Genomic DNA, 25,886 nt, shown 5'->3' with positions numbered 1-25,886 from the left:
ACCCGGAACACCCCGGTTTCGACCGCCGCGGGCTACAGGGAACGGGTTACAGGGAATCCGCCGCGTCGGCGGCTTCGACTTCCTCGCGGGAGATGCCGAGGAGGAAGACGATCGTGTCCAGGTAGGGGACGTTGACGGCGGTGTCGGCGGCCTCGCGGACGACGGGCTTGGCGTTGTAGGCGATGCCGAGGCCCGCGGCCTGGAGCATGTCGAGGTCGTTGGCGCCGTCGCCGATCGCGACGGTCTGCGCGACGGGCACGCCGGCCTCGCGGGCGAAGCGCTCGAGGGCGGCGGCCTTGCCGGGGCGGTCGATGACGGGGCCGACGACGCGGCCGGTGAGCTTGCCGTTCTCGATCTCGAGGGTGTTCGCGGCCGAGTAGTCGATCCCGAGGTCGTCGACGAGGGCGTCGGTGACCTGGGTGAACCCGCCGCTGACGATCGCGAACTTGTAGTCGAGGCGCTTGAGGGTGCGGACCATGGTGCGGGCGCCGGCGGCGAGCTTGAGCCGGTCGCGGACGTCGTCGATGGCGGCGGCGTCCAGTCCGGCGAGGAGCGCGACGCGCTCGCGGAGGGACCCCTCGAAGTCGAGTTCGCCGCGCATGGCGGCCTCGGTGACCTTGGCGACCTCGGTGAGGCAGCCGGCGTGCTCGGCGAGCAGCTCGATGACCTCGCCCTGGATGAGGGTCGAGTCGACGTCCATGACGATGAGCCGCTTGGCGCGCCGGGACAGCCCGCCGGGCTGGACGGCGACGTCGACCTGGCGCTCGGCGGCCTCGGCGGCGAGACCGGCGCGCAGGGCGTCGGGGTCGGCGCCGGAGACGTCCATCTCGATGCAGGTGACCGGGGTGCTCGCGAGGCGCTCCATGCGGTCGATGTTGGCGCCGTGCGCGGAGATGCGGCCCGCGATCCCGGCCATCGCGGCGGGAGTGAGGGGCGCGCCGAGGACGGTGACGTGCAGGCGTCCGCGCCGCTTCGGGGTGCGCGAGTCGCGGCCCGTGGAGAGTTCGACCTCCATGTCGAGGTCGCTCGCGACGCGTTCGGCGGCGTTCCACACGCCGCCCATGTCGGCGTCGGCGGTGTAGGCGACCAGCACGCCGAGGACGAGCCGGCCGCGGATCACGACCTGCTCGACGTCGACGACGGTGATCGGGAAGTCCGACAGCGTCCGGAACAGGCGCGACGTCACGCCGGGGCGGTCGCGTCCGGTGAGTGTGATGAGCAGCGTGCGCTCGGCTGACCCGTCCATGCTGGGGTCCACGCTACCGGCTCGCGGCGCCGCACCCGGGTGTGACGTCCGCCATGTGAGACGGGTCAGGGCAGGAGCAGGTGGGAATCGCCGAACTCGCGGAACAGGTACCGCTCGTCGAGTGCGGCCCGGTACACGCTGTTCACGAGGCTGTGACCTGCGATGGCGGCGAGCGTCGTCAGGTGTGGTGAGCGGGGCCCGTGCAGGCCGGTGAGGAGCCCGTCCACCGCGCGGACGCCCGATTCGGGGGTGACGACGCGGTCGGTCCATCCCTCGGACGCCTCGACGCGCCCGGACGCGGCGGCCGTCTCGAGCGCCCGGACGGCCGTGGTGCCGACCGCGATGACCCGTCCGCCCTCGGCCCGGACGTGCCGGACGAGCGCGGCGGTCGGGGCGGGGACGGTGTACCGCTCGGCGGGCGGGGGCCCGTGGGCTTCGGGGGGCGCGGCGCCGGCGTGCAGGGTGATCGGGGCGAGCAGGACGCCGCGGGACACCAGGCGCGTGACGAGGGCGGCGGTGAAGGGCCGGGCGGCGCCGGGCATCGCGGCGCCGCCGGACGACGGGTCGTGCGCGAACACGGTCTGGTAGGCGGCGATGGGCTGGTCGTGAGGGACGGCCCCGTAGCGGACGGGCGTGCCGTGGCGGCGCAGGTACGGGACGACGTCGGTGTCGAGGCGGGCGCGCCAGAGGCGGTCGGTGCGGCGGTCGACGAGGGTGAGGGTGGCGCCGCCGGGCAGCGGGATCCACTCGCCGGGCGACCCGCCCGGGTAGGGGCGGGTCGTCGTGCCGGTGAGGCGGCGCAGCTCGACGAGCCAGAGGCGGTCGCCGGCGTCCGGGACGGGGGTGGAGAAGTGGACGCCGATGCGGTCGAGGCGGACGGCGGCGGGCAGCGTCGCGGCGGTGTTGACGACGAGGAGGTCGCCGGGGCGCAGGAGGCCGGGCAGGTCGCGGAAGGCGTGGTGGGACACCTCGCCGGTGGCGCGGCGGCCGACGAGGAGGCGGACGCCGTCGCGGGGCCGGCCGCGCGCCTCGGGCGGCTCGCGTGCTTCGAGGCCGGGGGGCACGGCGAAGTCCTCCGTCTCGGGGCCGGTGGTCATGTCCGGGCCTCCAGGCGGAGCGCGGCGGCGATGCCGAGGGCGGCGACGGCGGCGAGCGCGGTCCCGGCGGCGGTGAGGCCGAGTTCGAGGCGGTCGGGGCCGAACGCGGCGACGAGGGCGCCCGCGGTCCCGACGACGACGGAGGTGCCGAGCATGTCGCCGACCTGCAGCGCGGCGGAGTTCACGCCCTGCTCCTCCTCGCTGGAGCCGGCGAGCAGCAGGACGCTGAGGCTGCCGACCGCGAGGCCCATCCCGGCGCCGCCGATGAGCCAGGCGGGGGCGGCGGCCCAGCCGCCGAGCCGGAGCGCGACGGTGACGGCGGCGATCCCGGCGGTGACGCACACGGCGCCGAGCCGCACGAAGAACGCGCGGGAGCGCTTCGAGCGCCCCTGGTACTGGGACGCCGCGGACCAGCCGAGCGCGGCCACGGTGAGGACGATCCCGGCCTCGGCGGGGCCGAAGCCGTGCAGGGACGTGAGGGCGAGCGGGATGAAGACGTCCGTGCCCATGAACGCGCCGGACAGCAGCCCGCGGGTGAGGATGATGCTCGGCAGGCCGCGGCGCATCCGGAACGTCCCGGCGGGCAGCAGGCGGGGCAGCCCGAACGCGAGCCCGGCGAGCCCCGCGGCGACGGCGGGGACGATCGCCCAGCCGGGCGCGTCGAGGCCGTAGAGGAAGACGGCGGCGCCGACGGCGACGGCGACGGCCGCGACGGCCCGGCCGCCGGGGACGGACGCGCCGGGGGCCCGTTCGGGGCGTTCGGTGCCGCGCAGGGCGCGGACGAGCAGCAGGGTCGGCGGGACCACCAGGGGGATGAGCCCGAGGAACACCCACCGCCAGCCGACGTGCTCGGCGAGGACGCCGCCGACGGCGGGGCCGACCAGCGCGGGCAGCACCCACGCCGCCGACTCGGCCGCGAACACGCGGGCCCGCAGCGATTCGGGGTAGATGCGGGCGACCACGACGTACATCGCGACCATCGCCAGTCCGGTGCCGATGCCCTGGACGGCGCGTCCGGCGACGAACACCCACATGGCGGGCGCGGCGCCCGCGACGGCGAGCCCGGCGACGAACGTGCCCAGGCCGATGAGGAACGGGCGCATCGGGCCGGACCGGTCGATCCAGCCGCCCGCGAGGACCGTGGACAGCAGCCCGGCGATCAGCGTGGCGCTGAACCCCCACGCGTACAGGCCGAGGCCGTGCAGGTCGGCGGCGACGGCGGGCATGACGGTCGTGACGGCCATGGACTCGAACGCCAGCAGGGTGACGACGAAGACGATCCCGAACGTGGGCCCGCGGTAGCCGGGGCCGAGCACGCGCGGTTCGTCCCGCGCCTCGGCGCCGTCGGGGTGCAGGGCGGTCGTCATCGGGCGCCCGCCCCGGCGGCGCGCGGGCCGGCGGCGTCCCGCGCGCCGGAGGCGAGGGTCCCGCCGTCCCGGGCGAGGCCGCGGGCGAGGGGCCGGCCGAGCCCTCGGGGGGCTCCGGTGGTCGGTGCGGTGTGCATACCCCGGGACGCTAGGCGTCCGCGCATGTCAGGGGCATCGGGCGCGGGCCCGGCGGGGGCTCGGCACATGGTCGTAGGTCCCCGGTCCGGCGGCCGCGGCGGGGACCCGGCGGGGCGCGGGCGTCCGGACACGGCCGCACCTCCTCCCAGCGGCTGATTCGCGATGCCCGCGCGTGCGAGTACGGTGCTTGTCAGGCGGGCGGCGGGCGCCCGCCCGGACGCGGGCGGGCCGCCGGAGACGGCCGGACGAGAGGGCGGGATGCGCGACGACGACGGGCGGCGCCGCGGCGAGCCGGGGGCGACCCTGCACGCCGTCAGCTCGGCCGTGCTCGCGGTGACCCGGCACCTGTCCGTCCACGAGGTGCTGCAGGTGATCGTCCGGGCGGCGGCGCAGCTCCTGGACGCCCGCTACGCGGCGCTCGGGGTGCCCGACGACGAGGGCTCGTTCGCCGAGTTCGTCGTCGAGGGCGTCTCCGACGACGACTGGGAGCGCATCGGGCCGCTGCCGCGCCAGCACGGGATGCTGGCGGCGATGCTGCGCGACGGCGCGCCGAAGCGGCTCGACGACATCCGCCGCGAGCCCGAGTTCGAGGGCTGGCCGCACGCGCACCCCGTCCTGAAGGACTTCCTCGGTGTCCCCATCCGCGACGGCGACGACGTGCTCGGCATCGTGTTCCTCGCCAACAAGCGCACCCCGGGCGGCTTCACCCGGGAGGACGAGGAGCTGCTGACCCTGTTCGCCGCGCACGCCGCCATCGCGATGACGAACGCCCGGCTGTACGAGCACAACCGGGAGCTGACGGTCGTCGCGGAACGCAACCGGCTGGCGCGCGAGCTGCACGACGCGGTGGCGCAGAAGCTGTTCTCGCTGCGGCTGACGGCGCGGACGGCGGCCGCGCTCGCCGAGCGGGACGCGGCGCGGACCGTCCGGGAGCTGGAGCAGGTGGAGCGGCTCGCGGCGGAGGCGCTCGCCGAACTGCGCGCGGTGATCAACGAGCTGCGCCCGGCGGACCTCGCGGACGGGCTCGTCCCGTCGCTGCGCAAGCACGTGGCGGTGCTCGACCGGGCGCACGAGACGTCCGTCCGGTTCTGCGGCGACGAGGCGGTCGTGCTGCCGGAGGAGCACGAGGCGGTCGCGTTCCGCATCACCCAGGAGGCGCTGTACAACGCGCTGCGGCACGCGGGCGCGCGGGAGGTGCGGGTCCGGCTGGGCACGGAGTGCGGACAGGCGGTGCTGGAGGTCGCGGACGACGGTTCGGGGTTCGACCCGGGCGACGACCCGCAGAACGGGCTGGGGCTCGCGTCGATGCGGGAGCGGGCGGTGTCGATCGGCGGGGAGCTCTCGGTCTCCTCGGCGGCCGGCGCGGGCACGACCGTCCGGCTGGAGGTGCCGCTGTGACGCCGCGGGGGGCGGTGCGGGCGCCGATCCGGGTGCTGATCGCCGACGACCATCCGGTCGTCCGGCAGGGGCTGCGCACGTTCCTCGGCATCCAGGACGACATCGACGTGGTCGGCGAGGCCGCCGACGGCGCGTCGGCCGTGTCACTGGCCGAATCCCTCGAGCCCGATATCGTGCTGATGGACCTCAAGATGCCGGGCGCCGACGGATTGAGCGCGCTGACGGAGCTGCGGGCACGCGGGGTCTCCGCACGGGTCCTGATCCTGACGAGCGTCACGGAGCGCGGGCACGTGCTGCCCGCTGTACAGGCGGGCGCCGCCGGGTACCTCTACAAGGACGTCGACCCGCAGGCGCTCGTCCAGGCGATCCGGGCGGTGCACGACGGGCACGTCCTGTTCGCGCCCGACGCCGCCGAGGCGATGCTGGCGGAGCCGGCGTCGGTGGACGACCGCGGCCTGGCCGCGCTGACCGATCGGGAACGGGAGGTGCTCGTGCACATCGCGCGGGGAAGGTCCAACAGGGAGATCGCCCGCGCGCTCGTGGTCTCGGAGAAGACGGTCAAGACGCACGTCAGTAATCTGCTCATGAAACTGGGAGTCCAGGATCGGACGCAGGCGGCCCTTTACGCGGTCCGGCATGGTGTCGGAACGGTTGGGGAGGGCGCTCGTGACTGATACAACTCCTCTGACAGGATCGTCATCGAAACTGGTATGAACGTAGCAATCAGGTACGCAGCAGGCAGCGACATCGGGTGCAACCGGGAGAACAACGAGGACTCGGGTTACGCCGGTGCGCGGTTGATCGCGGTCGCGGACGGAATGGGCGGTTATGCCGGCGGCGAGGTCGCCAGTTCGACCGTCATCGGGTCGCTGCGCTCGCTGGACGCCGATGCGCGCGGTGACGACCTTGTCGACATGCTGGGCCGCGCCGTGGCCGAGGCCAACGAGAAGCTCCGCATCGTCCGCGAGGAACGTCCGGATCTGAGCCGGATGGGCACCACGCTCACCGCGATGCTCTGGTCGGGTTCGTCGGTCGCGCTCGCGCACATCGGCGATTCGCGCGGTTATCTCCTGCGCGACGGCGAGCTTTTCCAAATGACGCAGGACCACACCATGGACGAGCTCCTCAAGGCGGAGGCCGAGCAGTCCGGGCAGACGCCCGACCCGGCCGAGACGTCGCGGCTCTCGCACGTCCTGTACCGGGTGCTGGACGGCCGGGACGACCGGGAGCCCGACCTGCGGCTGCGCGAGGCGCGGCTCGGCGACCGGTACCTGCTGTGCTCGGACGGCCTCAGCGGGCCCGTCGACGCGCAGACGATCTACGAGGTGCTGTCGGCCGAGGCCGATCCGCAGCGCGCCGTCGACCGGCTCATCGAACTCGCCCGCGAGAACGGCGGCCCCGACAACATCACCGCGGTCGTCGCCGACGTCATCGAGGCCGAGCACGTCACCGAGCCGGACGCCCCGCTGACCGTGGGCGCCGCGGGGAGCGCGTGATTGCGGCGTCTTGGCGCCAGGCCCCGCGGAGGGCCTGACACCAAGACGCCGCAATGCACACCGGCGGTGCAATGCACACCGGCGGCGGCGGTCGGACGCCGATGCCGCGGCCGGCACCCGTGGCCCGAAGTCACGGCGGAACATCAAAGAGCACGCACGTAGATGGCGTTTTGTCCTACTCTTGCCCAGAGGCTGTCGAGAGCGCGGTCCGCGTAACGGTCCCATCGCGGATCGTGGTCGGGGCTTGACCTGCCTCTGGGTGCACCCTGTATACGGGTCACTCACCTTTTGTCATCGACACGGAGGATCCGTTGGGGGGAGCGCCCGGGGCGGCGGTCACCGGCGCATCGCAAGGTGCACTCGGGGGAATCGTCAGCCGGACCCTCACCGCATCGCGGCACGGCCCCGCGGGGACGCTGCTGCGTGTTGCGGCGATGGCCGTCGCGGCCGTCGGCGCGTCATGGATCCACCGTGTCAACGACCCCGGCGTGCTCTGCCCCTTGCGGGCGCTCACCGGCATCCCGTGCCCTCTCTGCGGAGGGACGACCGTGTTCATCGAGCTCGGAGCGGGCCACCCGGCCCGTGCCCTGCTCGCGAACCCGGTGGTCTTCGCGGGCGCGATCGGCTTCGCCGTCGCGCCGCTGGGCCCGGGGCGGCGGTGGTGGGCACTCGCGCCGAGGACCCGCTCATGGGTTCTCGGAATCGCCCTCGTGGGGTCGGAGCTGTGGCAGCTCGTCCGGTTCGGTGTCCTGCCGGTTTGAGCCGGGGTGCGTCCTCGGTCAGACTTGCGGAGCCCATCGGGTCCGGCGGGCGTCACATAACCACAGGGTCAATCAATAAGGAGCAAGTGTGGGTAACCCCTACGACCCGTACGGTCAGCAGCCGGGCTACGGTCAGCAGCCGGGCTACGGTCAGCAGCCGCAGCCCGGGTACGGCCAGCAGCCCCAGCCCGGGTACGGTCAGCCGCCCGCGCAGCCGGGCTACGGCCAGCCCCCGGCGCAGCCGGGTTACGGCCAGCCCCCCGCCCAGCCCGCCGCACAGCCCGGCTACGGCCAGCCCGCCGCGCAGCCGGGGTACGGCCAGCCGCAGCCCGGGTACGGCCAGCCGGCCGCGCAGCCCGGCTACGGGCAGCCCGCGGCGGAAGTCCACCACCACCACTACGGCACCCCCGGCGGCGGCCAGCTCGCCGAGTGGGGCTCGCGCGCCGGCGCCTACCTCATCGACGGCCTGATCATCGGCGCTCCGGTCGCGGTGCTGTACATCCTCGGCATGGTCCTCGCCGCCGCCGGCGACGCCGGTGTGGCGATCGGCGGCCTCCTGATCCTCCTGGGCTACCTCGCCGCGTTCGCGGCGGGCCTGTGGCTCATCTACCAGGAGGGGACCACCGGGCAGACGATCGGCAAGCGGCAGATGAACATCCGCCTCGTCGGTGCGCAGACCGGTCAGCCGATCGGCTTCGGCATGGCCTTCCTGCGGAAGATCTGCCACGCGGCCGACAGCTTCGCGTGCTACGTCGGGTACTTCTGGCCGCTGTTCGACGACCGCAAGCAGACGTTCGCCGACAAGATCTGCAACACCCTCGTCGTCCGCCACTGAGGCGTTCGCGAGCGAGGCTGCACGAACGGGGCGTCCCCACCAGGGGCGTCCCGCTTCCGTTTCCGGGCCCGGACGGCCGCGCGGCCGGGGGCCGGGTCCCGGCTACGGGACGGGGTCGAAGGCGCTGCTGCAGGCGGCCACGAGCGCCCGCCGGACGGCGCCGTCCAGCAGCCGGAGCGCGTCGCCGCGGCGGTGCATCTGGTCGGCGGTGAGGCCCCGCTCGTCCATCCGGCGGGCCAGGTCGACGACGAGGGACAGCCGTCCGGCGAGGGCGGCGACCCGGTGCGCCCGCTGCGGGAAGCCGGGGGCCAGCAGGTGGTCGCCGCGCCCGGGGTCGCGCAGGTCGACGAGCGCGTCGGCGATCTCCGGGGGGACGCCCGCGAAGTCGTCCACGGTCAGCAGCGTCTCGGTGGCGTCGCGCATCGCGAGGGTGAGCCGCCGGTCGGCCTCCGCGAGGGACGGGACGTCCGGCAGGGCCGGCGACGCGCCGAGGGTGGTCCAGCGCACGCCGACGTAGGAGGAGCCGCGCCGGTCTTCGGCGGGGACGAGCCCGATCGCGCGGTCGCCGAGCACCGCGACGACGGCGGCCTCCGCGTCGATCGCGGCGCGGTTGAACTCGGGCGGTCCGGTGAGGCCGAGCGGGTCGCCGGGGGCGGGGAGCGCCAGCCGGAACGCGGTCAGGCCGCCGATGCGCAGGTCGCCGAGGCCGCGGCGGAGCGTCACCTCGGCCGGCTCGCCGCCGAGGATCTGCGGGCCCGCGGCCTTCTCCACCGCGTCGACCGCCTCGTCGAGGCCGACGTTGCCGGTCAGCCAGGCGTTGCCCCACGCCACCAGTGCGGTCGCTACGTCCTTGATCATTGTCGTTCCCAACACGTCCCAATGGGCATGCGATCCACCATAAGCGTTCGCCCGGCCCGTGCCACCGGACGTAAGGCAGGTCTCTCGTCGCGGTCGCCGTCGTTTCGGGAGCCGCGCGCGCCCGGCGGGCCGCGGGTCAAGCCCGCGGCTGAAGATGGGCATTTATCCGTCTTGACGGCATTGTCGCGCGGGCATCTCGGGCAGACACTCCGGACGTGATCGAAGGAGGCCGCCCATGCGGGCCCTGCTGAACTCGCTGAACGAGGACGAACTGGCGCTCGTCCGCGAGACCGACCGCGAACTCGCGACGATGGACGAGAACGGGCTCATCGACCTGCACGAACGGATCCGGCGCGCCCGGAACAAGTACGCGAAGCTGTACCGGCGCACGGCGAGCGCGCGGGTGGAGGAGTACGGCGGCCGCGGGACGGCGCGGCCGAAGAACCTGCGGAACGCGCAGCGCGCCGAGGTGTTCGAGGACGCGCTGGCTCGGGTGAGCTGGCACCTGGCGCGCGCCGCGCGGCGCAGCGCGGGCGAGCTCAAGGCCCGGCGGATCGCCGACGCGAACCCCGCCCGCGCGGCCGCCCCCGGCACCGCGCCCCCGGACGCGCCGCGGATGACCGCGCGGACCACCGCGCGGCGGCGGCCGACGAGCCAGGACGCGGCGGGGCGGCGGCAGGCCGCGGCGAGCCGGGCGAAGGGGGCCCGGCGGCAGGCCCGGCGCGACAGCGGGTGACGCCGGGCGCGCGCCGTCCCGCGGGAGGCGTCCTTCGCGGACGTCCCGCGGAATCTGTGGAAACCCGGGGGCACGCCGGCCCGGTGTATCGCATAGGTTCTTGTGCGGGAAACGGGATCACCGGATTGGAGACGAAGGCGCGCGATGACCGGCGAGGTGCTTCAACTCCGAGGAGTCGGGGTCAGGCGCGAAGGGGCGACCCTCCTTCGCGATGTGACGTGGGACGTGGGCGAGGGCGAACGGTGGGTGATCCTCGGACCGAACGGCGCGGGCAAGACGACGCTGCTGCAGATCGCGGCGTCGCTGCTGCATCCGAGCGAGGGCACCGTCGACGTCCTGGAGGAGCGGCTCGGCCGCACCGACGTGTTCGAGCTGCGCACCCGCATCGGGTTCGCGAGCACGGCGCTGGCGGAGAAGGTGCCGTCCGGTGAGACGGTCGTCGACCTGGTGCTGACCGCGTCGTACGCGATCCTCGGCCGCTGGCAGGAGGAGTACGACAGCACCGACGTCAGCCGCGCCGTCGGGCTGCTGGAGGCGCTCGGCTGCGCCGGGCTGCTGCGGCGCCGGTTCGACACCCTCTCGGAGGGCGAGCGCAAGCGCGTCCAGATCGCCCGCGCCCTGATGCCCGACCCGGAGCTGCTCCTGCTGGACGAGCCCGCCGCGGGCCTCGACCTCGGCGGCCGCGAGGACCTCGTCGCCCGGCTCGGCGGGCTCGCCGACGACCCGGCGGCGCCCACGATGGTGATGGTGACGCACCACCTCGAGGAGGTCCCCGACGGGTTCACGCACGCGCTGCTGCTGCGCGAGGGGGAGATCGTCGCGCGCGGCAAGGTCGACGAGGTGTTCACGCCCGAGCACCTGTCGGACTGCTTCGGGCTGCCGCTCGCCGTGGAGCGCCGCGACGGCCGCTGGTACGCGCGGGCCGCGCGCTGAGGCACGCGCGGGCCGTGTGCTGAGCCGTCCCGTCCGGGGCGGCGGCGCTCGTCCCGGGTGCCGGGTGTGTCCCTGTTCGGGGGCCCGGTGTGCGCTGCTGAGCAGGGGAGTCCCTACGATCGGGGCCTCGTGGAGTCGTCGGGCACGGGGATGGGACGGATTTGAATCTGCTGGAGGCGGCCGCGGTGTTCGCGGCCGGAGTCGCCGCCGGAGGCATCAACACGGTCGTCGGGTCCGGGTCGCTGATCACCTTCCCGACGCTGGTGACGCTCGGGTTCCCGCCGGTGGTCGCGAACGTCTCCAACAACATCGGGCTCGTGCCGGGCTCGACGACGGGCGCCTACGGGTACCGCGCGGAGCTGAAGGGGCAGCGCGGACGGCTGCTGCGGCTGGGCAGCGCGTCCCTGATCGGCGCCGTGATCGGCGGGCTGCTGCTGCTCGGCCTGCCCGCCGAGGCGTTCCAGGTGATCGTGGTCGCGCTGATCGCCGTCGCGCTCGTGCTGGTGGTGGTGCAGCCCCGGTTGCAGGCGTGGGTGAAGCGCCGCCGCGAGGCCGACGGCGGCGACCAGAGTCCGCACGGCGGGCCGCTGCTGTGGGTCGCGGTGCTGCTCGCGGGCATGTACGGCGGCTACTTCGGCGCGGCGCAGGGCATCATCCTGATCGCGATCCTCGGCATCGCGCTGGCCGACGACCTGCAGCGCGTCAACGCGGCCAAGAACGTCCTGTCGGCGATCGTGAACGGGTCGGCGGCCGTCCTGTTCATCACGCTGTCGGTCTTCTCCGACACCGTCATCGACTGGTGGGCGGTGCTGATGATCGCGGCCGGGTCGACCGTCGGCGGGCTGCTCGGCGCGAAGGTGGGGCGCCGGATCCCGCCGCCGGCGCTGCGCGGCGTCATCGTCGCCGTCGGACTCGTCGCGATCGTGAATCTCGTGCGCTGACCTGCGCTTTTCCGAGCCTTCGGTGCCCTTTGGGAGGGTTCGCGGACGCCCCGGGCGGGTATAAGTCGAATATACGTTCGACGATCGCGGAGGTGGGCGCCGATGAAGGGCGACAGGGTGGAGATCGTGATCGACGCCGGGGGCGAGGGGACGCGGACGTACGAGGTCACGGCGACCCGCGCCGGGCGCCGCGTCGAGATCGAGACGCGGCGCGGCGTCGTGGAGGTCAGCGAGGTCACCCGCACCGGCACGCCCGTCCGCACGGCCCGGTTCATGTCCAGCCGCGTGCTGGCCCTCGTCGAGTACCCGATCGCCGACGAGACCCCCGCCGACGGCGACCCTTCGTTCTAGGGGGCTCGTTTCAGGGGCTCGTTCCAGGGGCGCCGCCGGTCCCGGCGGTCAGCCCAGCGGGCGGACCTGGAGGGTGCCGTTCTCGGTCACGCGCGACTCGAACGACGGCTGCCGCCCGGTGGCCGGGCCGTGCACGACCGAGCCGTCCCGCACGCGGAACGTGCTGCCGTGCCAGGGGCAGACGACGCACAGGTCGGCGTTGTCGTCGCTGACGATGCGGCCCTGGTGCAGCGGCCCCGCGAGGTGGCTGCAGCGGTCGGCGAGGACGTGCACCTCGTCGCCGGTGCGCAGCACGAACAGGCTGATGTAGCCGAGGCTGCGGTGGACGGGCCAGCCGTCGGGCAGCTCGTCGGCCTTGCAGAGGTCGTGCCAGCCGAGCGTCACCAGGTGCGCGACCTTGTCGGCATGGCTGGCGCCGGCGGCCTGCCGGAACGCCAGGTGGCCGCCGAGGTAGGTGCCCGCGAACAGCGCCCCCAGCCCCGCGAACCCGAGCGCGCGGCCCGCGTCGTCCCGTCCCCGGTAGCGCGCCGCGTACGACGCCGAGTACAGCGCCGTCGCGATCGTCATGGCGCCCGCGTGGACGAGCCCGACCCGCTGCTGCCCGCGGTGCAGCGCCGACCAGTCGGCGATGCCGGTGAGCACGGTCGGGACCGCGCCGGCGAGACCGACCGCGACCAGCGCCTCGGAGGCCCGCCGGGTGCCCGGCAGCAGGTCCAGCACGGCCGCCGACGTCCAGCACCCCACGGGGACGTCCGTCAGCGGCGGATGCGCCGGATGGCCGAGCTGGACGCCGTGCAGGGCGTCCTTGACCGGTCCGGGCCGCAGCACCCGCTTCACGCCGGTGGAGAGAACGCGGATCGTGCGGTCGAGCGCGCGGGCGTGCTCGATGCCCTCGGTGACGTCGGTGAGCCGTCCCGCCGCCTGCTGCCGGGACGCGCGCCGGAAGATGTTCCCCGCCCGTCGGTTCATGTCCCTCCTCGCGGCCTGTGATCGGGACGCTCGCCCTGAGGTTAGTTGTCGCGTTCTCCTGCGGCCAACCGGGGGCGGCGGGATGTCCGTGCCGTTACCCCGTGGTGAGGACTACCTACCTGGCGCGGGAACCGCTAAACCGTGGCCCGTCCGGTGCGGTGGCCCCGAACGGCTCAGGGCCGTCAGACCGGCGGGTCTGACGGCCCTGTCGGCCGGTTCCAAGGTCACGCCTTGGTGAAGGTGCTGCGGGCCCAGAGGAAGGAGGCGAGGGCGATGGCGGTGCACCAGCCGGCGGCGATGGCGGCGCTGTCGCCGATCGGGGTGCCCAGGAGGAGGCCGCGGAGGGTCTCCATGACGGGGGTGAAGGGCTGGTAGTCGGCGAACCAGCGGATGGCGGCGGGCATGGAGTCGGTGGGGACGAAGCCGCTGCCCAGGAAGGGGAGCAGGACCAGCGGCATGGGCGCGTTGCTGGCCGCTTCGGGGGTCGGCGACTTCATGCCGAGCGCGACCGCCAGCCAGGTGACGGCGAGGACGAACAGGGTGAGCAGTCCGGCCGCGGCGGCCCACTCGGCGGCGGTGGCGTTGGGGCGGAACCCGATGGCGAACGCGACCCCGACCAGGACGGCCGCGCCGAGGAGCTGCTGCACGACGCTGCCCACCACGTGCCCCGTCAGGACGGAGGCGCGGGAGATCCGCATGGTGCGGAACCGGGCGATGATGCCCTCGGTCATGTCGGTGGCGACCATCACGGCCGTGCCGGTGGCGGCGGTCGCGGCGGCCATGAGCAGGATCCCGGGCAGCACGTAGTCGACGTACGCGTCGCGTCCGCCGCCCGCGCCTCCCAGGCCGTTGCCGAGGGTTCCGCCGAGGACGTAGACGAACAGCAGCAGGAGGATGACGGGGGTGATGATGAGCTGGACGGTCATGGCGGGGTAGCGGGCGATGCGCTTGAGCTGGCGGCGGGTCATGGTGGCCGAGTCGCGCAGGGCGAGGGCGGCGGTGCTCATCGGGCGGTCTCCTTCTGGCCGGTCAGGGTGAGGAACACGTCGTCGAGGTCGGGGGTGCGGACGCTCATCGCGGCGACGTCGATGGAGCGTTCGTCCAGCAGGGCGAGCAGCTCGCGGACGGCGCCGACGCTGCCGTCGGAGGGGACCCGGAGGGTGAGCGCCTCCGGGTCGGCGACGGCGGTGCCGAGGACGCTGCGGGCGGCGTCGAGCGGGTCCGGGCCGGCGAAGGAGAGCTCGATGTGGCCGCCGGGGATGAGCCGCTTCAGTTCGGCGGCGGTGCCCTCGGCGATCAGCCGCCCGCCGTCCAGCAGGGCGATGCGGTCGGCGAGCTGGTCGGCTTCCTCCAGGTACTGGGTGGTGAGGAAGATCGTGACGCCGTCCGCGACCAGGCCGCGGACCATCTCCCACATGGAGCGGCGGCTGCGGGGGTCCAGCCCGGTGGTCGGCTCGTCCAGGAAGATCAGCCGGGGGTCGCCGACCAGGGTCATCGCCAGGTCCAGGCGGCGCTGCATGCCGCCGGAGTAGGTGGAGGCGGGCTTGCGCGCCGCGTCCACCAGGTCGAACCGCTCCAGCAGCTCGGCCGCCCGCCGCTTGCCGTCCCGCCGCGGCAGGTGCCGCAGGTCGGCCATGAGCAGCAGGTTCTCCTCCCCGGTCAGCAGCTTGTCCACCGCCGAGTACTGGCCGGTGACCCCGATCGCCCCGCGCACGTCATCGGCCTGCCGGTCCAGGTTGAAGCCCGCGACCCGCACCCGCCCCGCGTCGGCGCGGGCGAGGGTGGACAGGATCTGCACGGTGGTCGTCTTGCCGGCGCCGTTCGGGCCCAGCAGGGAGAACACCGTCCCATCGGGGACGTGCAGGTCGATGCCGTCCAGCACGACCTTCTCGCCGTTCTTGTCTCGGTAGGACTTGCGCAGCCCTTCGGCCGCGATCGCCTGGTTCGTCATGGGGGACACCTCCGGGGTGCTGGTCGGTCGGGGGTCAGAGGCTGCGGGCGGTGATGTCGCCGTGGTCGGTGGTCGCGCGGATCTCGAGCGCGGCGGTGCCGTCGTTCCTGAGGGCGTTGCCGACCCGGCCGCGGCCGGTCCGGGCGTCCAGGGCGGCCGAGACGCCGGCGGCCGCGGCCACCGAGATGTCGCCGGACCGGGTGGACAGCGTGACCGCGCCGCCGGTGGCCTCGGCGATGCGGATGTCGCCGCGCTGGGTGCTGATCTGCGCGGGGCCGTCCAGCCGGACGACCTCGACGTCGCCGTCGAGCGCGGTGAGGCGCACGCCCGCCGCCTCGTCGATCTTGATCCGGCCGTGCGCGCCGTCGAAGGCGACCTCGCCCAGCCGGCCCACCGCCCGGAACTCCGCGGCGGCGGCGCGGGCCTCGACCCGCGAGCCGGCGGGGAGCTTCACCGTGATCTCCACGGCCCCGGACCGGCCGAAGTAGCGGTTCCCGGCCTCCGGGGCCCGCACCCGCAGGACGCCGTCGGCGAACTCGACCGCGGTCTGCTCGGCCGCCGTCACGTCCCGCCCCTTGGCGGGGTCGGCGGGGCGGACCTCGACCTGGGTGTCGCTCCGGTCGGCGGCGATCATCTGCACCCGCCCGGCCGGGACGTCGACGACGGTCGCGATCGGGGCGGGGGTCTGGAACGTGTTCATTCTTGTCTCCTTCAGGGGCTTCGCCTTGCGGCTCGCTGCTTGTTTCCGACAACGCAAAAGCTACGTTGCCTTCACCATCTTGGCAACAAGATCTTTGCATTGAAACAGTGATTTCGCAGGTCAAACGAAAGATTTCGTTGCGTTGGTTGCTGTTCGGAATGCAACGTGTAGCGTCGTTGCATTGCAATAGGGTGTCGGTGAACGCTAGGGTGAGGGCATCGGAACGACGCGAAGGAGGCCGGATGCCGGGAGGCAGGCTCACCCAGCAGGACCGCCAGCAGATCGCGCTCGGGCTGGCCGACGGCCTCGCCTACGCCGAGATCGCCCGCCGGCTCGACCGGCCCACCTCCACGATCACGCGCGAGGTGATGCGCAACGGCGGGCCCGCCGGGTACCGCGCCGACCTGGCCCACCGCGCGACCGAGCGCCGCGCCCGGCAGCGCAGGCCCGCCGCGAGCAGGGGGACCGGGACGGCCGCGCGGGCGGACGGGCGCGACGCGGAGGCCCTGCGGGAGTACGAGGAGAGGTTCACCGACGTCCTCATGGCGTCGGGCCTGTCCAACAAGATGATGGCCCGGGTGCTGGTCTGCCTCTACACCACCGATTCCGGCAGCCTCACCGCCGCCGAACTCGTCGAGCGGCTGCAGGTCAGCCCGGCGTCCATCTCCAAGACGGTCAAGTACCTGGAGAGCCAGGACCTCGTCCGCCGCACGCGGGACGAGGGGCGCCGCGAGCGCTACGTCGTCGACGACGAGATCTGGTACCAGTCGATGGTCGGCAGCGCGCGGTCCCTCATGGCGCTCGTGGAGGTCGCGCGGCAGGGGCCGCCCGTCCTCGGCCCCGACACCCCCGCCGCCGCCCGGCTGGAGAGCATCGCCCGGTTCGTCGACTTCGTCGGCGAGAGCATCCTCCGCGCCGCCGAGCAGGCCCGCGAGGTCCTCTACGTCAACACGGAGAGGACCGCCTCGGCCGGCGCCGACCCCGGCGCCGAGGGCACGGAGGGTACGGAGGGCGGGCGGCCGTCGTCCTGAGCCCGGGCGCCCGCCCGGCGGGGGTCAGCCGACGCGCTCCAGCGTGACCGGCACGCCGTTGAGCACCGCGGTGCCCGACGGCGGGTCGATCTCCCGCTCGTCGGTGACGGCGTTGACGTTGACGCCCGGGTTCCGCCGCGCGACGCCCGTCCGGGTGCCGGGACGGTCGTGGCCCCAGCCGTGCGGGAGGCTGACGACGCCCGGCATGATCGTGTCGGTCGGTTCGGCGACCGCCTCGACCGAGCCCGCCCGCGACGTCACCCGGACGCCGTCGCCCGCGGCGACGCCGAGCCGGGCGGCGTCGTCCGGGTGCAGGTGCAGCGTGCAGGTGTTGGAGCCGCGGACCAGTTCGGGGACGTTGTGCAGCCAGCTGTTGTTGGACCGCAGGTGGCGGCGGCCGATCAGGACGGTGCCGGTGTGCGGTCCGCCGTCCAGCGCGGCGCGGAGCCGGTCGACGTCGGCGGCGAGCGGCGGCGGGCACAGCTCGACCCGCCCGGATTCCGTGCACAGCACCTCGCCGAGGCGGGGTTCGAGGGCGCCGAGGTCGATGCCGTGCGGGTGGTCGGTGCGCAGCCGGTCGAGGGTGAGGCCGCCGGGGACGGCGCCGAACGCGTCGCCGTACGGGCCGAGCCGCAGCATCATGTCCAGCCGCCGCTCGGTCGGGGTGCCGGAGCCGGCGAGCATCGCCCGCATCTCCTCGGGGTCGCGGCCGCGCACCGGCGACCCCGGGTGCGCGGCGGCCTTCGCCAGCGTCGACGCGATGACCGCGTCGTCGAGGGCGGCGACGTCGCCGTCCGCCCCGGACGCGAGCAGCGCGAGCCGCCCGATGATCTCCGCCTCGCTCGGCCGCCCGTCCAGCGGCACCGCGGGCGGCGAGTAGCGGGCGTAGTTCCGGACGGCGAGCGCGGCGAGCGAGATGTCGTAGTGCGGCGTCTGGACGGGCCGGGGCGGCGGCAGGACGACGCTCGCGTGCCGGGTCGTCTCGTTCAGGTACGGGTCGACCGACACCATGAACTCGAGGTCGGCGAACGCGCGGTCGAGCCGCGCGGAGTTCGGCGCGGACAGCGCCGGGTTCCCGCCGATCGTCACCAGCGCCCGCACCCGGCCCTCGCCGGGCGTGTCGATCTCGTCGGCGAGCGTGGCGATCGGCAGTTCGCCGTTCACCTCGGGCAGGCCGTGGACGCGGCTGCGCCACCGCCCGGTCGTGAACGGCTTGCGCCGCCGGTACGCGGGGACGTGCGCGGCCTTCGGGAACATCGCGCCGCCGGGGCGGTCGAGGTTGCCGGTGAGGACGTTGAGGGCGTCGACGAGCCAGCTGTTCAGCGTCCCGAACGCCTGCGTGGTGGTGCCCATGCGCCCGTAGACGGCGGCGCGCGGCGCGGCGGCCAGCTCGCGGGCGGTCCGCCGGACGGTGTCGGCGGGGACGCCGGTGGCGTCCGCGACCCGTTCGGGCGCGAAGTCGGCGGCGAGGGCGCGCAGGTCGTCGAGGCCGTTGACGCGGGGGCCGTCCGGGCCGTCCGGGAGGCCGGTCACGAGGTCCTCGGCGAACAGGGTGTGGACGAGCGCGATGAGGAAGAACGCGTCGGTGCCGGGGCGGATGAACAGGTGCTCGTCGGCGAGCGCGGCCGTCCGGGTGCGGCGCGGGTCGACGACGGTGACCTTGCCGCCGCGCGCCCTGATCGCCTTGAGGCGGCCGGGGAAGTCGGGCGCCGAGCAGATGCTCCCGTTCGATTCGAGGGGGTTCGCGCCCAGCATCAGCAGGTGGTCGGTGCGGTCGAGGTCGGGCACGGGGATCGCGAGGGGGTCGCCGAACAGGTGGCCGCAGGAGACGTGCTTCGGCATCTGGTCGGCGGTGCTCGCCGAGTAGAGGTTCCGCGTGCCGAGGGCCTTGACGAGCGCGCCGACGTACAGCGGCCCGGCGACCGAGTGGGCCGTCGGGTTCCCGAAGTAGACCGCGACGGCGTCGCGGCCGTGCCGCTCGACCACCTCGGCGAGCCCGGCGCGGACCGCCTCGAACGCCTCGTCCCAGCTCACCGCGACGTGCTCGGACCCCTTGCGGACGAGCGGTTCCGCGAGCCGGTCGGGGTCGCCGTCGAGGCTGCCGAGGGTGGCGCCCTTGGGGCAGATGAACCCCTTGCTGAACGGGTCGTGCTCGTCGCCGCGGACGCGGGTGACGCGGCCCGAGCCGTCCAGGGTGAGCTCGAGACCGCAGAGGGCCTCGCAGAGCGGACAGGTGCGGAAAGCCGTGCGGTCGCCCATCGGGACATCCCCTAACCGAACCGGAATCGGTTTCTCATGATGCCGCGTGTTCGGGCGGAGCGCCATGACTCGGGATGTAATCGATGTCCCCGGAACCCCGATCGGTGAGCGGACACAACACGGTTATGAACCCGCACACCCCCACGGACGCCGAGCTGTGGCGGCGCGCCCGCGACGGGGACGAGCACGCCTTCGCGGCGCTGTTCGACCGGCACGCGCGCACCGTCTACAACTACTGCTTCCGCCGGACGGCGAGCTGGTCGGAGGCGGAGGACCTGACCTCCGTCGTCTTCCTGGAGACCTGGCGCCGCCGCGCGCAGGTGGACGCGCCGTCCGGCTCGCTGCTGCCCTGGCTGTACGGCGTGGCGACGAACGTGCTGCGCAACCACCGGCGGAGCCTGCGGCGGCACCGGGACGCCCTCGCGCGCGTCCCCGCGCCCGCGGCGGCCCCCGACGGCGCGGACGCGGCGGCGGAGCGGCTGGACGCCGAACGCCGGATGCGCGCGGTCATGGGCGCGATCGGGAAGCTGCCCCGCGGGCAGCGGGAGGTGCTCGTGCTCTGCGTGTGGGAGGGGCTCGACTACGCGGAGGCCGCGACGGCGCTGGGCGTCCCGGTCGGCACCGTCCGGTCCCGGCTGGCGCGGGCGCGGGCGCGGCTCCGCGCCGACGCCCCGGCCCCGCCGGCCCCGCCGGACCCGCCGGGCCCCGGGGGCGGTGCGGGAGAGCCGTCCGTCCGCAGCCTTCCGGAGGAGGCCACATGACCGACCTCGCACCGCCGCCGCGCCGCGACCTGCCGCCCGACCGGCACGAGCTGCGCCGCGCGCACCTGCTGACCGAGCTGGCCCCGCCGGCCGCCGCACCGCGCCGCGCGTCCCGCGCCCGCGCCGCCGCCACCGCGGTCGCGGCGCTCGGGCTGGCCTTCGGGACGGCCCTCGCGATCGCCGTCGCGCCCGGGACCGGCCCGCGGCCCGGGCCGTCCGGCCCGCCCCCCATGGCGAACGCCGCGGCGGTGGACGTCCTGAACCGGGCGTCCCGCGCCGCCGCCGCCGGGCCCGTCCTGCACCCGCGTCCCGACCAGTTCTTCTACTTCGAGTCGAAGCAGTACCAGGACGGGACGACCGAGCTGCGGCGCGCGTGGTTCCCGGTCGACACCCGCAGCGCCGGGCTGGTCCGCAACTCCGAGACCGAGGACGGCATGTGGGTGTGCGAGGGCAACGAGGCGTGGCAGGAGCGGGAGACCGCGGCGGGCGCCGCCGGGCGGCCCGTTCCGGTCGACCTCGCGAACCCGCCGGCGGACTGCGGCAACCGGGACGTCCGGGTGCGCGGCCTGCCGTCCGACGCCGCGGAGATGCGCCGCTGGCTCTACCGGAACTCCGACGGCGACAACCCGCCGGACGTCCAGGCGTTCGTCACGGTCGGGGACACGATCCGGGAGCGCTACGTCCCGCCGGAGACGCTGTCGGTGCTCTTCGCGGCGGCGGCCCGGATCCCCGGTGTCACCGTGGCCCGCGGCGTGACGGACCCGGCCGGACGGACGGGCGTCGCCGTGGGGGTGACGTGGCGGGGCGTCCGGCACGAGCTCATCTTCGACGCCGGGACGTACGCGTTCCTCGGCGAGCGCCAGGTCGTCGGCACGGCGAGCACCCGGCGCCCGGAGGACGCGCCCGGCGAGCCCGGCGAGGTGCTCTACGCGTCGGCCGAGCTCCGCACGGCGGTGACCGACCGGGCCGGGCAGATCCCGGAATAGCAGGGCAAGGAAAGGGGCGGCCCCGAACGGGGCCGCCCCTGGCTCACTGTCCGGGAAGGGTCAGGAGCCGTTGACGCCGAGGCCCTGCGCGACGCGGTCGCCCAGGTTCTTCTGGACGTTGCGCCAGTACTCGACCACGCGCTTCTTCATGTCGCCCGTGACCTCCGGCGCGTTCGCGTGCAGGAGGATGTTGTGCACCATGTGGTCGCGGTCGGTCTCCCCGAGGACCTTCTCCCACAGGGCGCGCGGCTGCACGAAGTCGTCGTCCTCGCTGTGCAGCCGGTAGGCGCTGCGGACGATCTCGCCCGCGACCTCGTAGCTCTCGCCCTTCCACAGCTCCGGGTCCGCCTGCGGCCCGCCGACCGAGTTCGGCGCGTACACCGGGTCGCCGGAGTTGTAGAACGCCATCGCGCCGTCCTTGTTGTAGCTGTGGACGGGCGAGTGCGGGCGGTTCACCGGAAGGTGCAGGTAGTTCGCGCCGATCCGGTAGCGGTGGGCGTCCGGGTAGGAGAACAGCCGGCCCTGCAGCATCTTGTCGGGGGACGGGCCGATGCCGGGGACGAAGTTGGCGGGCTCGAACGCGGCCTGCTCGATCTCGGCGAAGTAGTTCTCCGGGTTCCGGTTCAGCGTCCACTTCCCGATGGTGATCAGCGGGTAGTCGCCGTGCGGCCACACCTTGGTGAGGTCGAACGGGTTGAACCGGTAGTCGGCCGCGTCCTCGAACGGCATGATCTGCACCTGCACCGTCCAGGACGGGTGGTCGCCGCGCTGGATCGCGGTGTACAGGTCGCGGATGTGGACGTCCGGGTCCTGGGCGTCGGCCTCTTCGGCGGTGAAGTTCTTGATGCCCTGGTCGGTCTTGAAGTGGTACTTCACCCAGAACTTCTCACCGGCGGCGTTGTACCAGAGGAACGTGTGCGAGCCGTACCCGTTCATGTGCCGCCACGACGCGGGCGTCCCGCGGTCGGTCATCAGCCAGGACACCTGGTGCGCCGACTCGGGCGAGAGCGTCCAGAAGTCCCACTGCATGTTGTTGTCGCGCAGGTGGTTGTCGGCGCGGCGCTTCTGCGAGTGGATGAAGTCGGAGAACTTCTGCGGGTCCCGGATGAAGAAGACCGGGGTGTTGTTGCCGACGAGGTCGTAGTTGCCCTCCTCGGTGTAGAACTTGATCGAGAAGCCGCGCGGGTCGCGGCCCGCGTCGGCCGAGCCGAGCTCGCCCGCGACGGAGCTGAACCGCACCAGCGACTCGGTGCGGGCGCCCTTCTGGAAGAGCTTGGCGCGGGTGAACTGGCTGACGTCCTCGGTGATCTCCAGAACGCCGTACGCGCCGCCGCCCTTCGCATGGACGACGCGCTCGGGGACGCGCTCGCGGTTGAAGTGCGCCATCTTCTGGATGAGGTAGTGGTCCTGCAGCAGCAGGGGGCCGTTCGGGCCGACGGACTGGGAGTGCGCGTCGCTGGGCGCGGGGATCCCGGCGTCGGTGGTGGTGGTCGGCCTCTCGGACATGGGCGCGGTTCCTCTCTGGTGCGTGCTGCTCTGTTGCGTGCTGTTCTGGTGCGTCGTGGCGTGGGAAGTCGTGCTCACCGGGGGCCGGGTCGGCAGGCGGGGCACAGGCCCCAGAACGTGACGTCCGCCTCGTCGACGAGGAATCCGGAGTCGTCGACGGGCTCCAGGCAGGGCGGGTGCCCCACGGCGCAGTCGACGTCCCGGACGGTGCCGCACCGGCGGCAGACGAGGTGGTGGTGGTTGTCGCCGATGCGGCCCTCGAACCGGGCGGGGCTGCCGGCCGGCTCGATCCGGCGCACCAGCCCGGCCGCGGTCATCGCGTGCAGGGCCTCGTAGACGGCCTGCAGCGAGACGCGGCCCACGCGCTCGCGGACCCCTGCGGCGACGGCGTCGACGCCGAGGTGGTTCCCGGCGCGGACGGTCTCCAGGATCGCGACCCGGGCCGCCGTCACGCGCAGCCCGGCGCCGCGCAGCTCGGCGGCGGCGTTCGGCGTCTCGGTGGCGGTCATGCGTCCCAACGTACCCTCACAAACACGAATGATTCAAGAAAACGAATCGTACAGGCTTAGTGGGGCCGCGGTCGCGCGACGATGTGTGGGCGTTGTCTCACCTGCATCACCTTTTCGTCGAAACCGCAGGTCGCGGGGCATCGCACTGCCGGCCGCATGGCATGCTCGTCCCGTCACGGGAGCCCGAGCGGAGGCCGGTCCATGAACAAGGTGCGCGGGAACATGCGGCGGAGCAGGATCGCGGCGGCGGCCGCGGCCGGCGGGATGCTCCTCGCCTCGGCGGCGTGCGGGCTGACGGGCGGCGACACGCCCCCGGCCGCGGGCGCCACCTCCCCGGCGGGCTCGACGCCGCCCGCCCCGCCGCCGAGCCCGTCCGAACCGGCGAAGGAGCCGATCGTGCTGGCGTTCGCGGGCGACAGCAACTTCGAGGCCCAGCTCCGCCCCCGCCTCGCGAAGCCGAAGACGGCGTTCGGGCCGACCGCGGCGACCCTCCGCAAGGCCGACCTCGCGATGGTGAACCTGGAGACGGCGATCACCGAGGGCGGGACGAAGGCCCCGAAGACGTACGCGTTCCGCGCCCCCGCCTCGGCGTTCACCGCGCTGAAGGCCGCCGGGGTGGACGTGACGTCCATGGCGAACAACCACGGCATGGACTACGGGGTGTCCGGGCTGCGCGACTCCATGGCGGCGATCAAGAAGAGCCGCTTCCCCACCGTGGGGATCGGGATGAACGCCGCCGAGGCGTACAAGCCGTACCGGACGACGGTGAAGGGCAACAAGATCGCGATCGTCGGCGCCACCCAGGTGCTCGACGACAACCTCATCGAGGCGTGGACGGCGACCGACACCAAGCCCGGACTCGCCTCCGCCAAGAACGTCCCCCGGATGGTGCAGGCGGTGAAGGAGGCCGCGGAGGGCTCCGACCTGGTCATCGTCCACGTGCACTGGGGGCAGGAGCTCAACCCCTGCCCGCTGCCGCGCCAGAAGACGCTCGCCCAGGAGCTCACCGCCGCCGGCGCCGACATCATCGTCGGCGGCCACGCGCACATCCCGCTGGGCGGCGGCTACATGGACAACGGCGCCTACATCCACTACGGCATGGGGAACTTCCTGTTCGCCTCGGCCCGCGGCCAGAGCGCGCGCTCCGGCATCCTGGCGCTGCGCGTCGAGAACGGCAAGGTCACGAAGGACAAGTGGATGCCCGTCAGCATCCAGGGCGGCGTCCCGATCCCGCTCAAGGGCGCCGCGGCGAAGGCCGAGGTGAAGCGCTGGAACGGCCTGCGCGAGTGCACCGGCCTGAACGCGAAGCCGACCGCCGCCCCCTGACCGCAGGGCCCGCGGTCCGGCGGGGCGACCGGTGGGTAGTGTCGCTCGCACCTGGTCAGCGATTCGAGTACGGAGGTGCGGCATGCACGCGTTCCGGAAGGCCGTGGAGGCGGGCGACGTCGACGGCGCGATCGCGCTGCTGGCCGACGACGTCGTGTTCGTCAGCCCGGTCGCGCACAAGCCCTACGAGGGCAAGGCGATCACGGCCGCGATCCTGCGGGGCGTCTTCCGCGTGTTCGAGGACTTCCGGTACGTGGGCGAGCTGGAGGGCGCGGACGGCCGGGAGCACGCGCTCGTGTTCAAGACCCGCGTCGGCGACCGGGACCTGGACGGCTGCGACTTCCTCCGGCTCGACGACCAGGGGAAGATCGCCGAGTTCATGGTGATGGTGCGGCCGCTGTCGGGCGCGAACGCCCTCGCCGAGGCGATGGGCGCCCAGTTCGACCGCATCGAGCGCGAGGCGCTCGGCGGCTGACCCCGCCCGCCCCGGCGGGGCTCCCCCGCACGGGCGAGGGGCCGGGTACCCGCGAGGGACGTGCCCGCAGGGGCGCGGTCGCGAGCATGGAGGCGTCCTGACCAGCACCTCTGGAGGCCGCCATGACCGTCACCGCCCAGCCCGCCGCCCGCCCCGGCGCGGGCGCGCCCGGCCGCCCCGGCACCGCCCGGCCCGTGCCGCGATGGGCCGAACGGGTCGCGCACCTCGTGCCGCTGACCGTCCTGCCGTCCGGGCTGTGGCGGGTCGCGCTCGGCCTCGGCGTGCCGCTCGGCTTCGCCGAGGGCAGCGACATGACGGACTTCCCGCACCCGATCGGCACCCCGTACGTGTTCGCGCTGAGCCTCCTGTCCGAGTGCCTCGCGCTGCTCACGCTCGGCCTGGTGCGGCCGTGGGGCGAGGTGTTCCCCCGGTGGATCCCGCTGGTCGGCGGGCGCCGCGTGCCGGTGGCGTTCGCGGTCGGCGCGGCGTCGCTCGGCGCGGTCGCGGTGACGCTGATCGGGTTCGCGGCGGCCGCGAACTGGTCGGACGCGATGGCGGCGCCGGAGGCCCCGGAGGGCGCCGCGGCCTGGGTGATGACGCTCGCGTACGCGCCGTTCCTCGCCTGGGGGCCGCTGCTCGCGGTCGTCACCGCCCACTACTTCATGCGCCGCGTCCGGGACGGCGCGGCCGGCGGGGACGCGTGACGGCGGTCGGTTCGGGGGCGAGGCGGCCGGCGACGACGACGCCGTACAGCAGGTGGTCGAGCGCGACGAGCGCCCGCCAGACGCCGTGGCGGTGCGGGGAGTGCTCGACGCCGAGGGCGGGACCCACGACCAGCTCGTAGCCGAGCCAGACCGCCAGCCCGTACGCCGGGCCGGACAGGCGGTGGCCGCGGACCCGGTCCGGCAGCAGGCCGAAAAGCGCGCCGCCGCCCGCCCCGTAAACCCAGTGGAACACTTCGGTCAACGCTTCGCGCTGCCGTTCCGGCAGTTTCCTGACCACTACCGGGGCCTGCTCTTCCACAATGGCCGCAGGCGGGCTCGTCTGCCGCGGCACGGCCGCCGCCGTGACGGTGCGCAGCCCCGTCATCGCCATCGCCCCCACCGCGCCGCGGGCGGCCGCCCGCACGGTGTCCCCGTGCCGCTGCCTGCGCCTTCGCATCCCAGCCCCCGCCGATCGCCGCGTTCCGCGCACCGCGATTACAGCACGGCCGCGCGCCGGACCGGTAGGTGACGCCGTCACTTATCGGCGGGCGC

At 74.1% G+C, this 25,886-nt stretch carries 28 protein-coding genes; 15 read left to right on the top strand and 13 right to left on the bottom strand.

The window, feature by feature from the left end:
• Positions 1-46: 46 nt before the first annotated feature.
• The 4 genes from serB to H505_RS49870 form a co-directional block, all read right to left on the bottom strand.
• Positions 47-1,246: a phosphoserine phosphatase SerB gene (serB, locus tag H505_RS0116845; protein ID WP_026402933.1), complete on the bottom strand. Its 1,200-nt coding sequence runs from the start codon at positions 1,244-1,246 to the stop codon at positions 47-49.
• 65 nt (positions 1,247-1,311) lie between these two features.
• On the bottom strand, positions 1,312-2,343 hold the full coding sequence (locus H505_RS0116840) for an S-adenosylmethionine:tRNA ribosyltransferase-isomerase (protein ID WP_026402932.1): 1,032 nt from the start codon (positions 2,341-2,343) through the stop codon (positions 1,312-1,314).
• Positions 2,340-3,710 carry an MFS transporter gene (locus H505_RS42380; protein WP_051300783.1) on the bottom strand — a complete coding sequence of 457 codons (1,371 nt, stop codon included), beginning with the start codon at positions 3,708-3,710 and terminating at the stop codon, positions 2,340-2,342. Before H505_RS42380 ends, H505_RS0116840 begins: the two co-directional genes overlap by 4 nt.
• The gene (locus tag H505_RS49870; RefSeq protein ID WP_157433024.1) at positions 3,707-3,847 is read right to left on the bottom strand and encodes a hypothetical protein; all 141 of its coding nucleotides are present in this window, start codon (positions 3,845-3,847) and stop codon (positions 3,707-3,709) included. Before H505_RS49870 ends, H505_RS42380 begins: the two co-directional genes overlap by 4 nt.
• Before the next feature lie 259 nt (positions 3,848-4,106).
• Here H505_RS49870 and H505_RS0116830 point away from each other — a divergent pair, with 259 nt between their 5' ends.
• The 5 genes from H505_RS0116830 to H505_RS0116810 all read left to right on the top strand — a co-directional run bounded on the left by H505_RS0116830 (position 4,107) and on the right by H505_RS0116810 (position 8,338).
• The gene (locus tag H505_RS0116830) at positions 4,107-5,246 is read left to right on the top strand and encodes a GAF domain-containing sensor histidine kinase (protein ID WP_026402931.1); all 1,140 of its coding nucleotides are present in this window, start codon (positions 4,107-4,109) and stop codon (positions 5,244-5,246) included.
• Positions 5,243-5,920 carry a response regulator gene (locus H505_RS0116825; RefSeq protein WP_026402930.1) on the top strand — a complete coding sequence of 226 codons (678 nt, stop codon included), beginning with the start codon at positions 5,243-5,245 and terminating at the stop codon, positions 5,918-5,920. The genes H505_RS0116830 and H505_RS0116825 overlap by 4 nt, the downstream gene beginning before the upstream one ends.
• 36 nt (positions 5,921-5,956) lie before the next feature.
• Complete coding sequence (locus H505_RS0116820) at positions 5,957-6,742, top strand: PP2C family protein-serine/threonine phosphatase (RefSeq protein ID WP_026402929.1); 786 nt, start codon at positions 5,957-5,959, stop codon at positions 6,740-6,742.
• Between the two features lie 434 nt (positions 6,743-7,176).
• Positions 7,177-7,503 (top strand): DUF2752 domain-containing protein, encoded by a 327-nt coding sequence (locus H505_RS42375; protein WP_034518211.1) that lies wholly within the window; start codon positions 7,177-7,179, stop codon positions 7,501-7,503.
• 88 nt (positions 7,504-7,591) lie between these two features.
• The gene (locus tag H505_RS0116810; RefSeq protein ID WP_026402927.1) at positions 7,592-8,338 is read left to right on the top strand and encodes an RDD family protein; all 747 of its coding nucleotides are present in this window, start codon (positions 7,592-7,594) and stop codon (positions 8,336-8,338) included.
• 102 nt (positions 8,339-8,440) lie between these two features.
• On the opposite strand, the gene H505_RS0116805 is transcribed toward H505_RS0116810, so the two are convergent.
• Positions 8,441-9,196 carry a hypothetical protein gene (locus H505_RS0116805; RefSeq protein WP_026402926.1) on the bottom strand — a complete coding sequence of 252 codons (756 nt, stop codon included), beginning with the start codon at positions 9,194-9,196 and terminating at the stop codon, positions 8,441-8,443.
• A gap of 235 nt (positions 9,197-9,431) precedes the next feature.
• Here H505_RS0116805 and H505_RS0116800 point away from each other — a divergent pair, with 235 nt between their 5' ends.
• From H505_RS0116800 to H505_RS0116785, 4 genes are all read left to right on the top strand, one after another.
• Positions 9,432-9,932: a hypothetical protein gene (locus H505_RS0116800; RefSeq protein ID WP_026402925.1), complete on the top strand. Its 501-nt coding sequence runs from the start codon at positions 9,432-9,434 to the stop codon at positions 9,930-9,932.
• A gap of 144 nt (positions 9,933-10,076) precedes the next feature.
• On the top strand, positions 10,077-10,865 hold the full coding sequence (locus H505_RS0116795; protein ID WP_026402924.1) for an ABC transporter ATP-binding protein: 789 nt from the start codon (positions 10,077-10,079) through the stop codon (positions 10,863-10,865).
• Between the two features lie 161 nt (positions 10,866-11,026).
• Positions 11,027-11,806 carry a sulfite exporter TauE/SafE family protein gene (locus H505_RS0116790; RefSeq protein ID WP_026402923.1) on the top strand — a complete coding sequence of 260 codons (780 nt, stop codon included), beginning with the start codon at positions 11,027-11,029 and terminating at the stop codon, positions 11,804-11,806.
• Between the two features lie 102 nt (positions 11,807-11,908).
• Entirely contained in the window at positions 11,909-12,157 is a 249-nt protein-coding gene (locus tag H505_RS0116785; protein WP_026402922.1) for a hypothetical protein, read from the top strand.
• A 48-nt stretch (positions 12,158-12,205) separates the two neighbouring features.
• On the opposite strand, the gene H505_RS0116780 is transcribed toward H505_RS0116785, so the two are convergent.
• From H505_RS0116780 to H505_RS0116765, 4 genes are all read right to left on the bottom strand, one after another.
• On the bottom strand, positions 12,206-13,126 hold the full coding sequence (locus H505_RS0116780; RefSeq protein WP_026402921.1) for a Rieske (2Fe-2S) protein: 921 nt from the start codon (positions 13,124-13,126) through the stop codon (positions 12,206-12,208).
• A 224-nt stretch (positions 13,127-13,350) separates the two neighbouring features.
• A complete protein-coding gene (locus tag H505_RS0116775; RefSeq protein ID WP_026402920.1) occupies positions 13,351-14,133 on the bottom strand; it encodes an ABC transporter permease in 783 nt (260 codons plus the stop codon).
• Positions 14,130-15,077 carry a daunorubicin resistance protein DrrA family ABC transporter ATP-binding protein gene (locus H505_RS0116770; RefSeq protein ID WP_026402919.1) on the bottom strand — a complete coding sequence of 316 codons (948 nt, stop codon included), beginning with the start codon at positions 15,075-15,077 and terminating at the stop codon, positions 14,130-14,132. The genes H505_RS0116775 and H505_RS0116770 overlap by 4 nt, the downstream gene beginning before the upstream one ends.
• A 34-nt stretch (positions 15,078-15,111) precedes the next feature.
• The gene (locus tag H505_RS0116765; RefSeq protein ID WP_026402918.1) at positions 15,112-15,777 is read right to left on the bottom strand and encodes a DUF4097 family beta strand repeat-containing protein; all 666 of its coding nucleotides are present in this window, start codon (positions 15,775-15,777) and stop codon (positions 15,112-15,114) included.
• Between the two features lie 242 nt (positions 15,778-16,019).
• Here H505_RS0116765 and H505_RS42370 point away from each other — a divergent pair, with 242 nt between their 5' ends.
• Positions 16,020-16,808 (top strand): GbsR/MarR family transcriptional regulator, encoded by a 789-nt coding sequence (locus H505_RS42370; RefSeq protein ID WP_051300781.1) that lies wholly within the window; start codon positions 16,020-16,022, stop codon positions 16,806-16,808.
• Positions 16,809-16,832: 24 nt separating this feature from the next.
• Here H505_RS42370 and H505_RS0116755 read toward each other — a convergent pair whose 3' ends face one another.
• On the bottom strand, positions 16,833-19,067 hold the full coding sequence (locus tag H505_RS0116755; protein ID WP_026402917.1) for a molybdopterin oxidoreductase family protein: 2,235 nt from the start codon (positions 19,065-19,067) through the stop codon (positions 16,833-16,835).
• Positions 19,068-19,192: 125 nt separating this feature from the next.
• On the opposite strand from H505_RS0116755, the gene H505_RS42365 reads away from it, so the two are divergent.
• On the top strand, positions 19,193-19,828 hold the full coding sequence (locus H505_RS42365) for an RNA polymerase sigma factor (protein WP_064743651.1): 636 nt from the start codon (positions 19,193-19,195) through the stop codon (positions 19,826-19,828).
• Positions 19,825-20,814: a CU044_5270 family protein gene (locus H505_RS47745; protein ID WP_051300780.1), complete on the top strand. Its 990-nt coding sequence runs from the start codon at positions 19,825-19,827 to the stop codon at positions 20,812-20,814. Before H505_RS42365 ends, H505_RS47745 begins: the two co-directional genes overlap by 4 nt.
• Before the next feature lie 60 nt (positions 20,815-20,874).
• Here the strand turns inward: H505_RS47745 and H505_RS0116740 are convergent, their stop codons facing one another.
• Both H505_RS0116740 and H505_RS0116735 read right to left on the bottom strand, forming a co-directional pair.
• Positions 20,875-22,320 carry a catalase gene (locus H505_RS0116740; RefSeq protein WP_026402916.1) on the bottom strand — a complete coding sequence of 482 codons (1,446 nt, stop codon included), beginning with the start codon at positions 22,318-22,320 and terminating at the stop codon, positions 20,875-20,877.
• A 74-nt stretch (positions 22,321-22,394) separates the two neighbouring features.
• Positions 22,395-22,829, bottom strand: coding sequence for a Fur family transcriptional regulator (locus H505_RS0116735; protein WP_026402915.1), 435 nt, complete (start codon positions 22,827-22,829; stop codon positions 22,395-22,397).
• Between the two features lie 222 nt (positions 22,830-23,051).
• Here H505_RS0116735 and H505_RS42355 point away from each other — a divergent pair, with 222 nt between their 5' ends.
• The 3 genes from H505_RS42355 (at position 23,052) to H505_RS0116720 (ending at position 25,334) form a co-directional block, all read left to right on the top strand.
• A complete protein-coding gene (locus tag H505_RS42355; RefSeq protein ID WP_034518295.1) occupies positions 23,052-24,155 on the top strand; it encodes a CapA family protein in 1,104 nt (367 codons plus the stop codon).
• Positions 24,156-24,237: 82 nt separating this feature from the next.
• Positions 24,238-24,630: a nuclear transport factor 2 family protein gene (locus H505_RS0116725; protein ID WP_026402914.1), complete on the top strand. Its 393-nt coding sequence runs from the start codon at positions 24,238-24,240 to the stop codon at positions 24,628-24,630.
• Between the two features lie 122 nt (positions 24,631-24,752).
• Entirely contained in the window at positions 24,753-25,334 is a 582-nt protein-coding gene (locus H505_RS0116720; protein WP_026402913.1) for a hypothetical protein, read from the top strand.
• Here H505_RS0116720 and H505_RS49865 read toward each other — a convergent pair.
• The gene (locus H505_RS49865; protein ID WP_125612411.1) at positions 25,291-25,791 is read right to left on the bottom strand and encodes a hypothetical protein; all 501 of its coding nucleotides are present in this window, start codon (positions 25,789-25,791) and stop codon (positions 25,291-25,293) included. The genes H505_RS0116720 and H505_RS49865 overlap by 44 nt on opposite strands.
• Positions 25,792-25,886 lie beyond the last annotated feature (95 nt).

The sequence above is a fragment of the Actinomadura rifamycini DSM 43936 genome, assembly GCF_000425065.1.
Lineage (GTDB): Bacteria > Actinomycetota > Actinomycetes > Streptosporangiales > Streptosporangiaceae > Spirillospora > Spirillospora rifamycini.
This window is presented reverse-complemented; position numbering and strand designations above follow the sequence as displayed.

Excerpts from the sequence above, each read along its gene's own strand:
- H505_RS49865 (WP_125612411.1), bottom strand. The coding sequence starts at position 25,791 with ATGCGAAGGCGCAGGCAGCGGCACGGGGACACCGTGCGGGCGGCCGCC.
- H505_RS0116755 (WP_026402917.1), bottom strand. The coding sequence starts at position 19,067 with ATGGGCGACCGCACGGCTTTCCGCACCTGTCCGCTCTGCGAGGCCCTC.
- serB (WP_026402933.1), bottom strand. The coding sequence starts at position 1,246 with ATGGACGGGTCAGCCGAGCGCACGCTGCTCATCACACTCACCGGACGC.
- H505_RS47745 (WP_051300780.1), top strand. The coding sequence starts at position 19,825 with ATGACCGACCTCGCACCGCCGCCGCGCCGCGACCTGCCGCCCGACCGG.
- H505_RS0116805 (WP_026402926.1), bottom strand. The coding sequence starts at position 9,196 with ATGATCAAGGACGTAGCGACCGCACTGGTGGCGTGGGGCAACGCCTGG.
- H505_RS0116780 (WP_026402921.1), bottom strand. The coding sequence starts at position 13,126 with ATGAACCGACGGGCGGGGAACATCTTCCGGCGCGCGTCCCGGCAGCAG.
- H505_RS42380 (WP_051300783.1), bottom strand. The coding sequence starts at position 3,710 with ATGACGACCGCCCTGCACCCCGACGGCGCCGAGGCGCGGGACGAACCG.
- H505_RS0116770 (WP_026402919.1), bottom strand. The coding sequence starts at position 15,077 with ATGACGAACCAGGCGATCGCGGCCGAAGGGCTGCGCAAGTCCTACCGA.
- H505_RS42375 (WP_034518211.1), top strand. The coding sequence starts at position 7,177 with ATGGCCGTCGCGGCCGTCGGCGCGTCATGGATCCACCGTGTCAACGAC.
- H505_RS0116775 (WP_026402920.1), bottom strand. The coding sequence starts at position 14,133 with ATGAGCACCGCCGCCCTCGCCCTGCGCGACTCGGCCACCATGACCCGC.
- H505_RS0116740 (WP_026402916.1), bottom strand. The coding sequence starts at position 22,320 with ATGTCCGAGAGGCCGACCACCACCACCGACGCCGGGATCCCCGCGCCC.
- H505_RS0116720 (WP_026402913.1), top strand. The coding sequence starts at position 24,753 with ATGACCGTCACCGCCCAGCCCGCCGCCCGCCCCGGCGCGGGCGCGCCC.
- H505_RS0116765 (WP_026402918.1), bottom strand. The coding sequence starts at position 15,777 with ATGAACACGTTCCAGACCCCCGCCCCGATCGCGACCGTCGTCGACGTC.
- H505_RS0116820 (WP_026402929.1), top strand. The coding sequence starts at position 5,957 with ATGAACGTAGCAATCAGGTACGCAGCAGGCAGCGACATCGGGTGCAAC.
- H505_RS0116830 (WP_026402931.1), top strand. The coding sequence starts at position 4,107 with ATGCGCGACGACGACGGGCGGCGCCGCGGCGAGCCGGGGGCGACCCTG.
- H505_RS0116725 (WP_026402914.1), top strand. The coding sequence starts at position 24,238 with ATGCACGCGTTCCGGAAGGCCGTGGAGGCGGGCGACGTCGACGGCGCG.
- H505_RS42370 (WP_051300781.1), top strand. The coding sequence starts at position 16,020 with ATGCCGGGAGGCAGGCTCACCCAGCAGGACCGCCAGCAGATCGCGCTC.
- H505_RS0116840 (WP_026402932.1), bottom strand. The coding sequence starts at position 2,343 with ATGACCACCGGCCCCGAGACGGAGGACTTCGCCGTGCCCCCCGGCCTC.
- H505_RS0116735 (WP_026402915.1), bottom strand. The coding sequence starts at position 22,829 with ATGACCGCCACCGAGACGCCGAACGCCGCCGCCGAGCTGCGCGGCGCC.
- H505_RS42355 (WP_034518295.1), top strand. The coding sequence starts at position 23,052 with ATGCGGCGGAGCAGGATCGCGGCGGCGGCCGCGGCCGGCGGGATGCTC.
- H505_RS42365 (WP_064743651.1), top strand. The coding sequence starts at position 19,193 with ATGAACCCGCACACCCCCACGGACGCCGAGCTGTGGCGGCGCGCCCGC.
- H505_RS0116795 (WP_026402924.1), top strand. The coding sequence starts at position 10,077 with ATGACCGGCGAGGTGCTTCAACTCCGAGGAGTCGGGGTCAGGCGCGAA.
- H505_RS49870 (WP_157433024.1), bottom strand. The coding sequence starts at position 3,847 with ATGCACACCGCACCGACCACCGGAGCCCCCCGAGGGCTCGGCCGGCCC.
- H505_RS0116800 (WP_026402925.1), top strand. The coding sequence starts at position 9,432 with ATGCGGGCCCTGCTGAACTCGCTGAACGAGGACGAACTGGCGCTCGTC.
- H505_RS0116785 (WP_026402922.1), top strand. The coding sequence starts at position 11,909 with ATGAAGGGCGACAGGGTGGAGATCGTGATCGACGCCGGGGGCGAGGGG.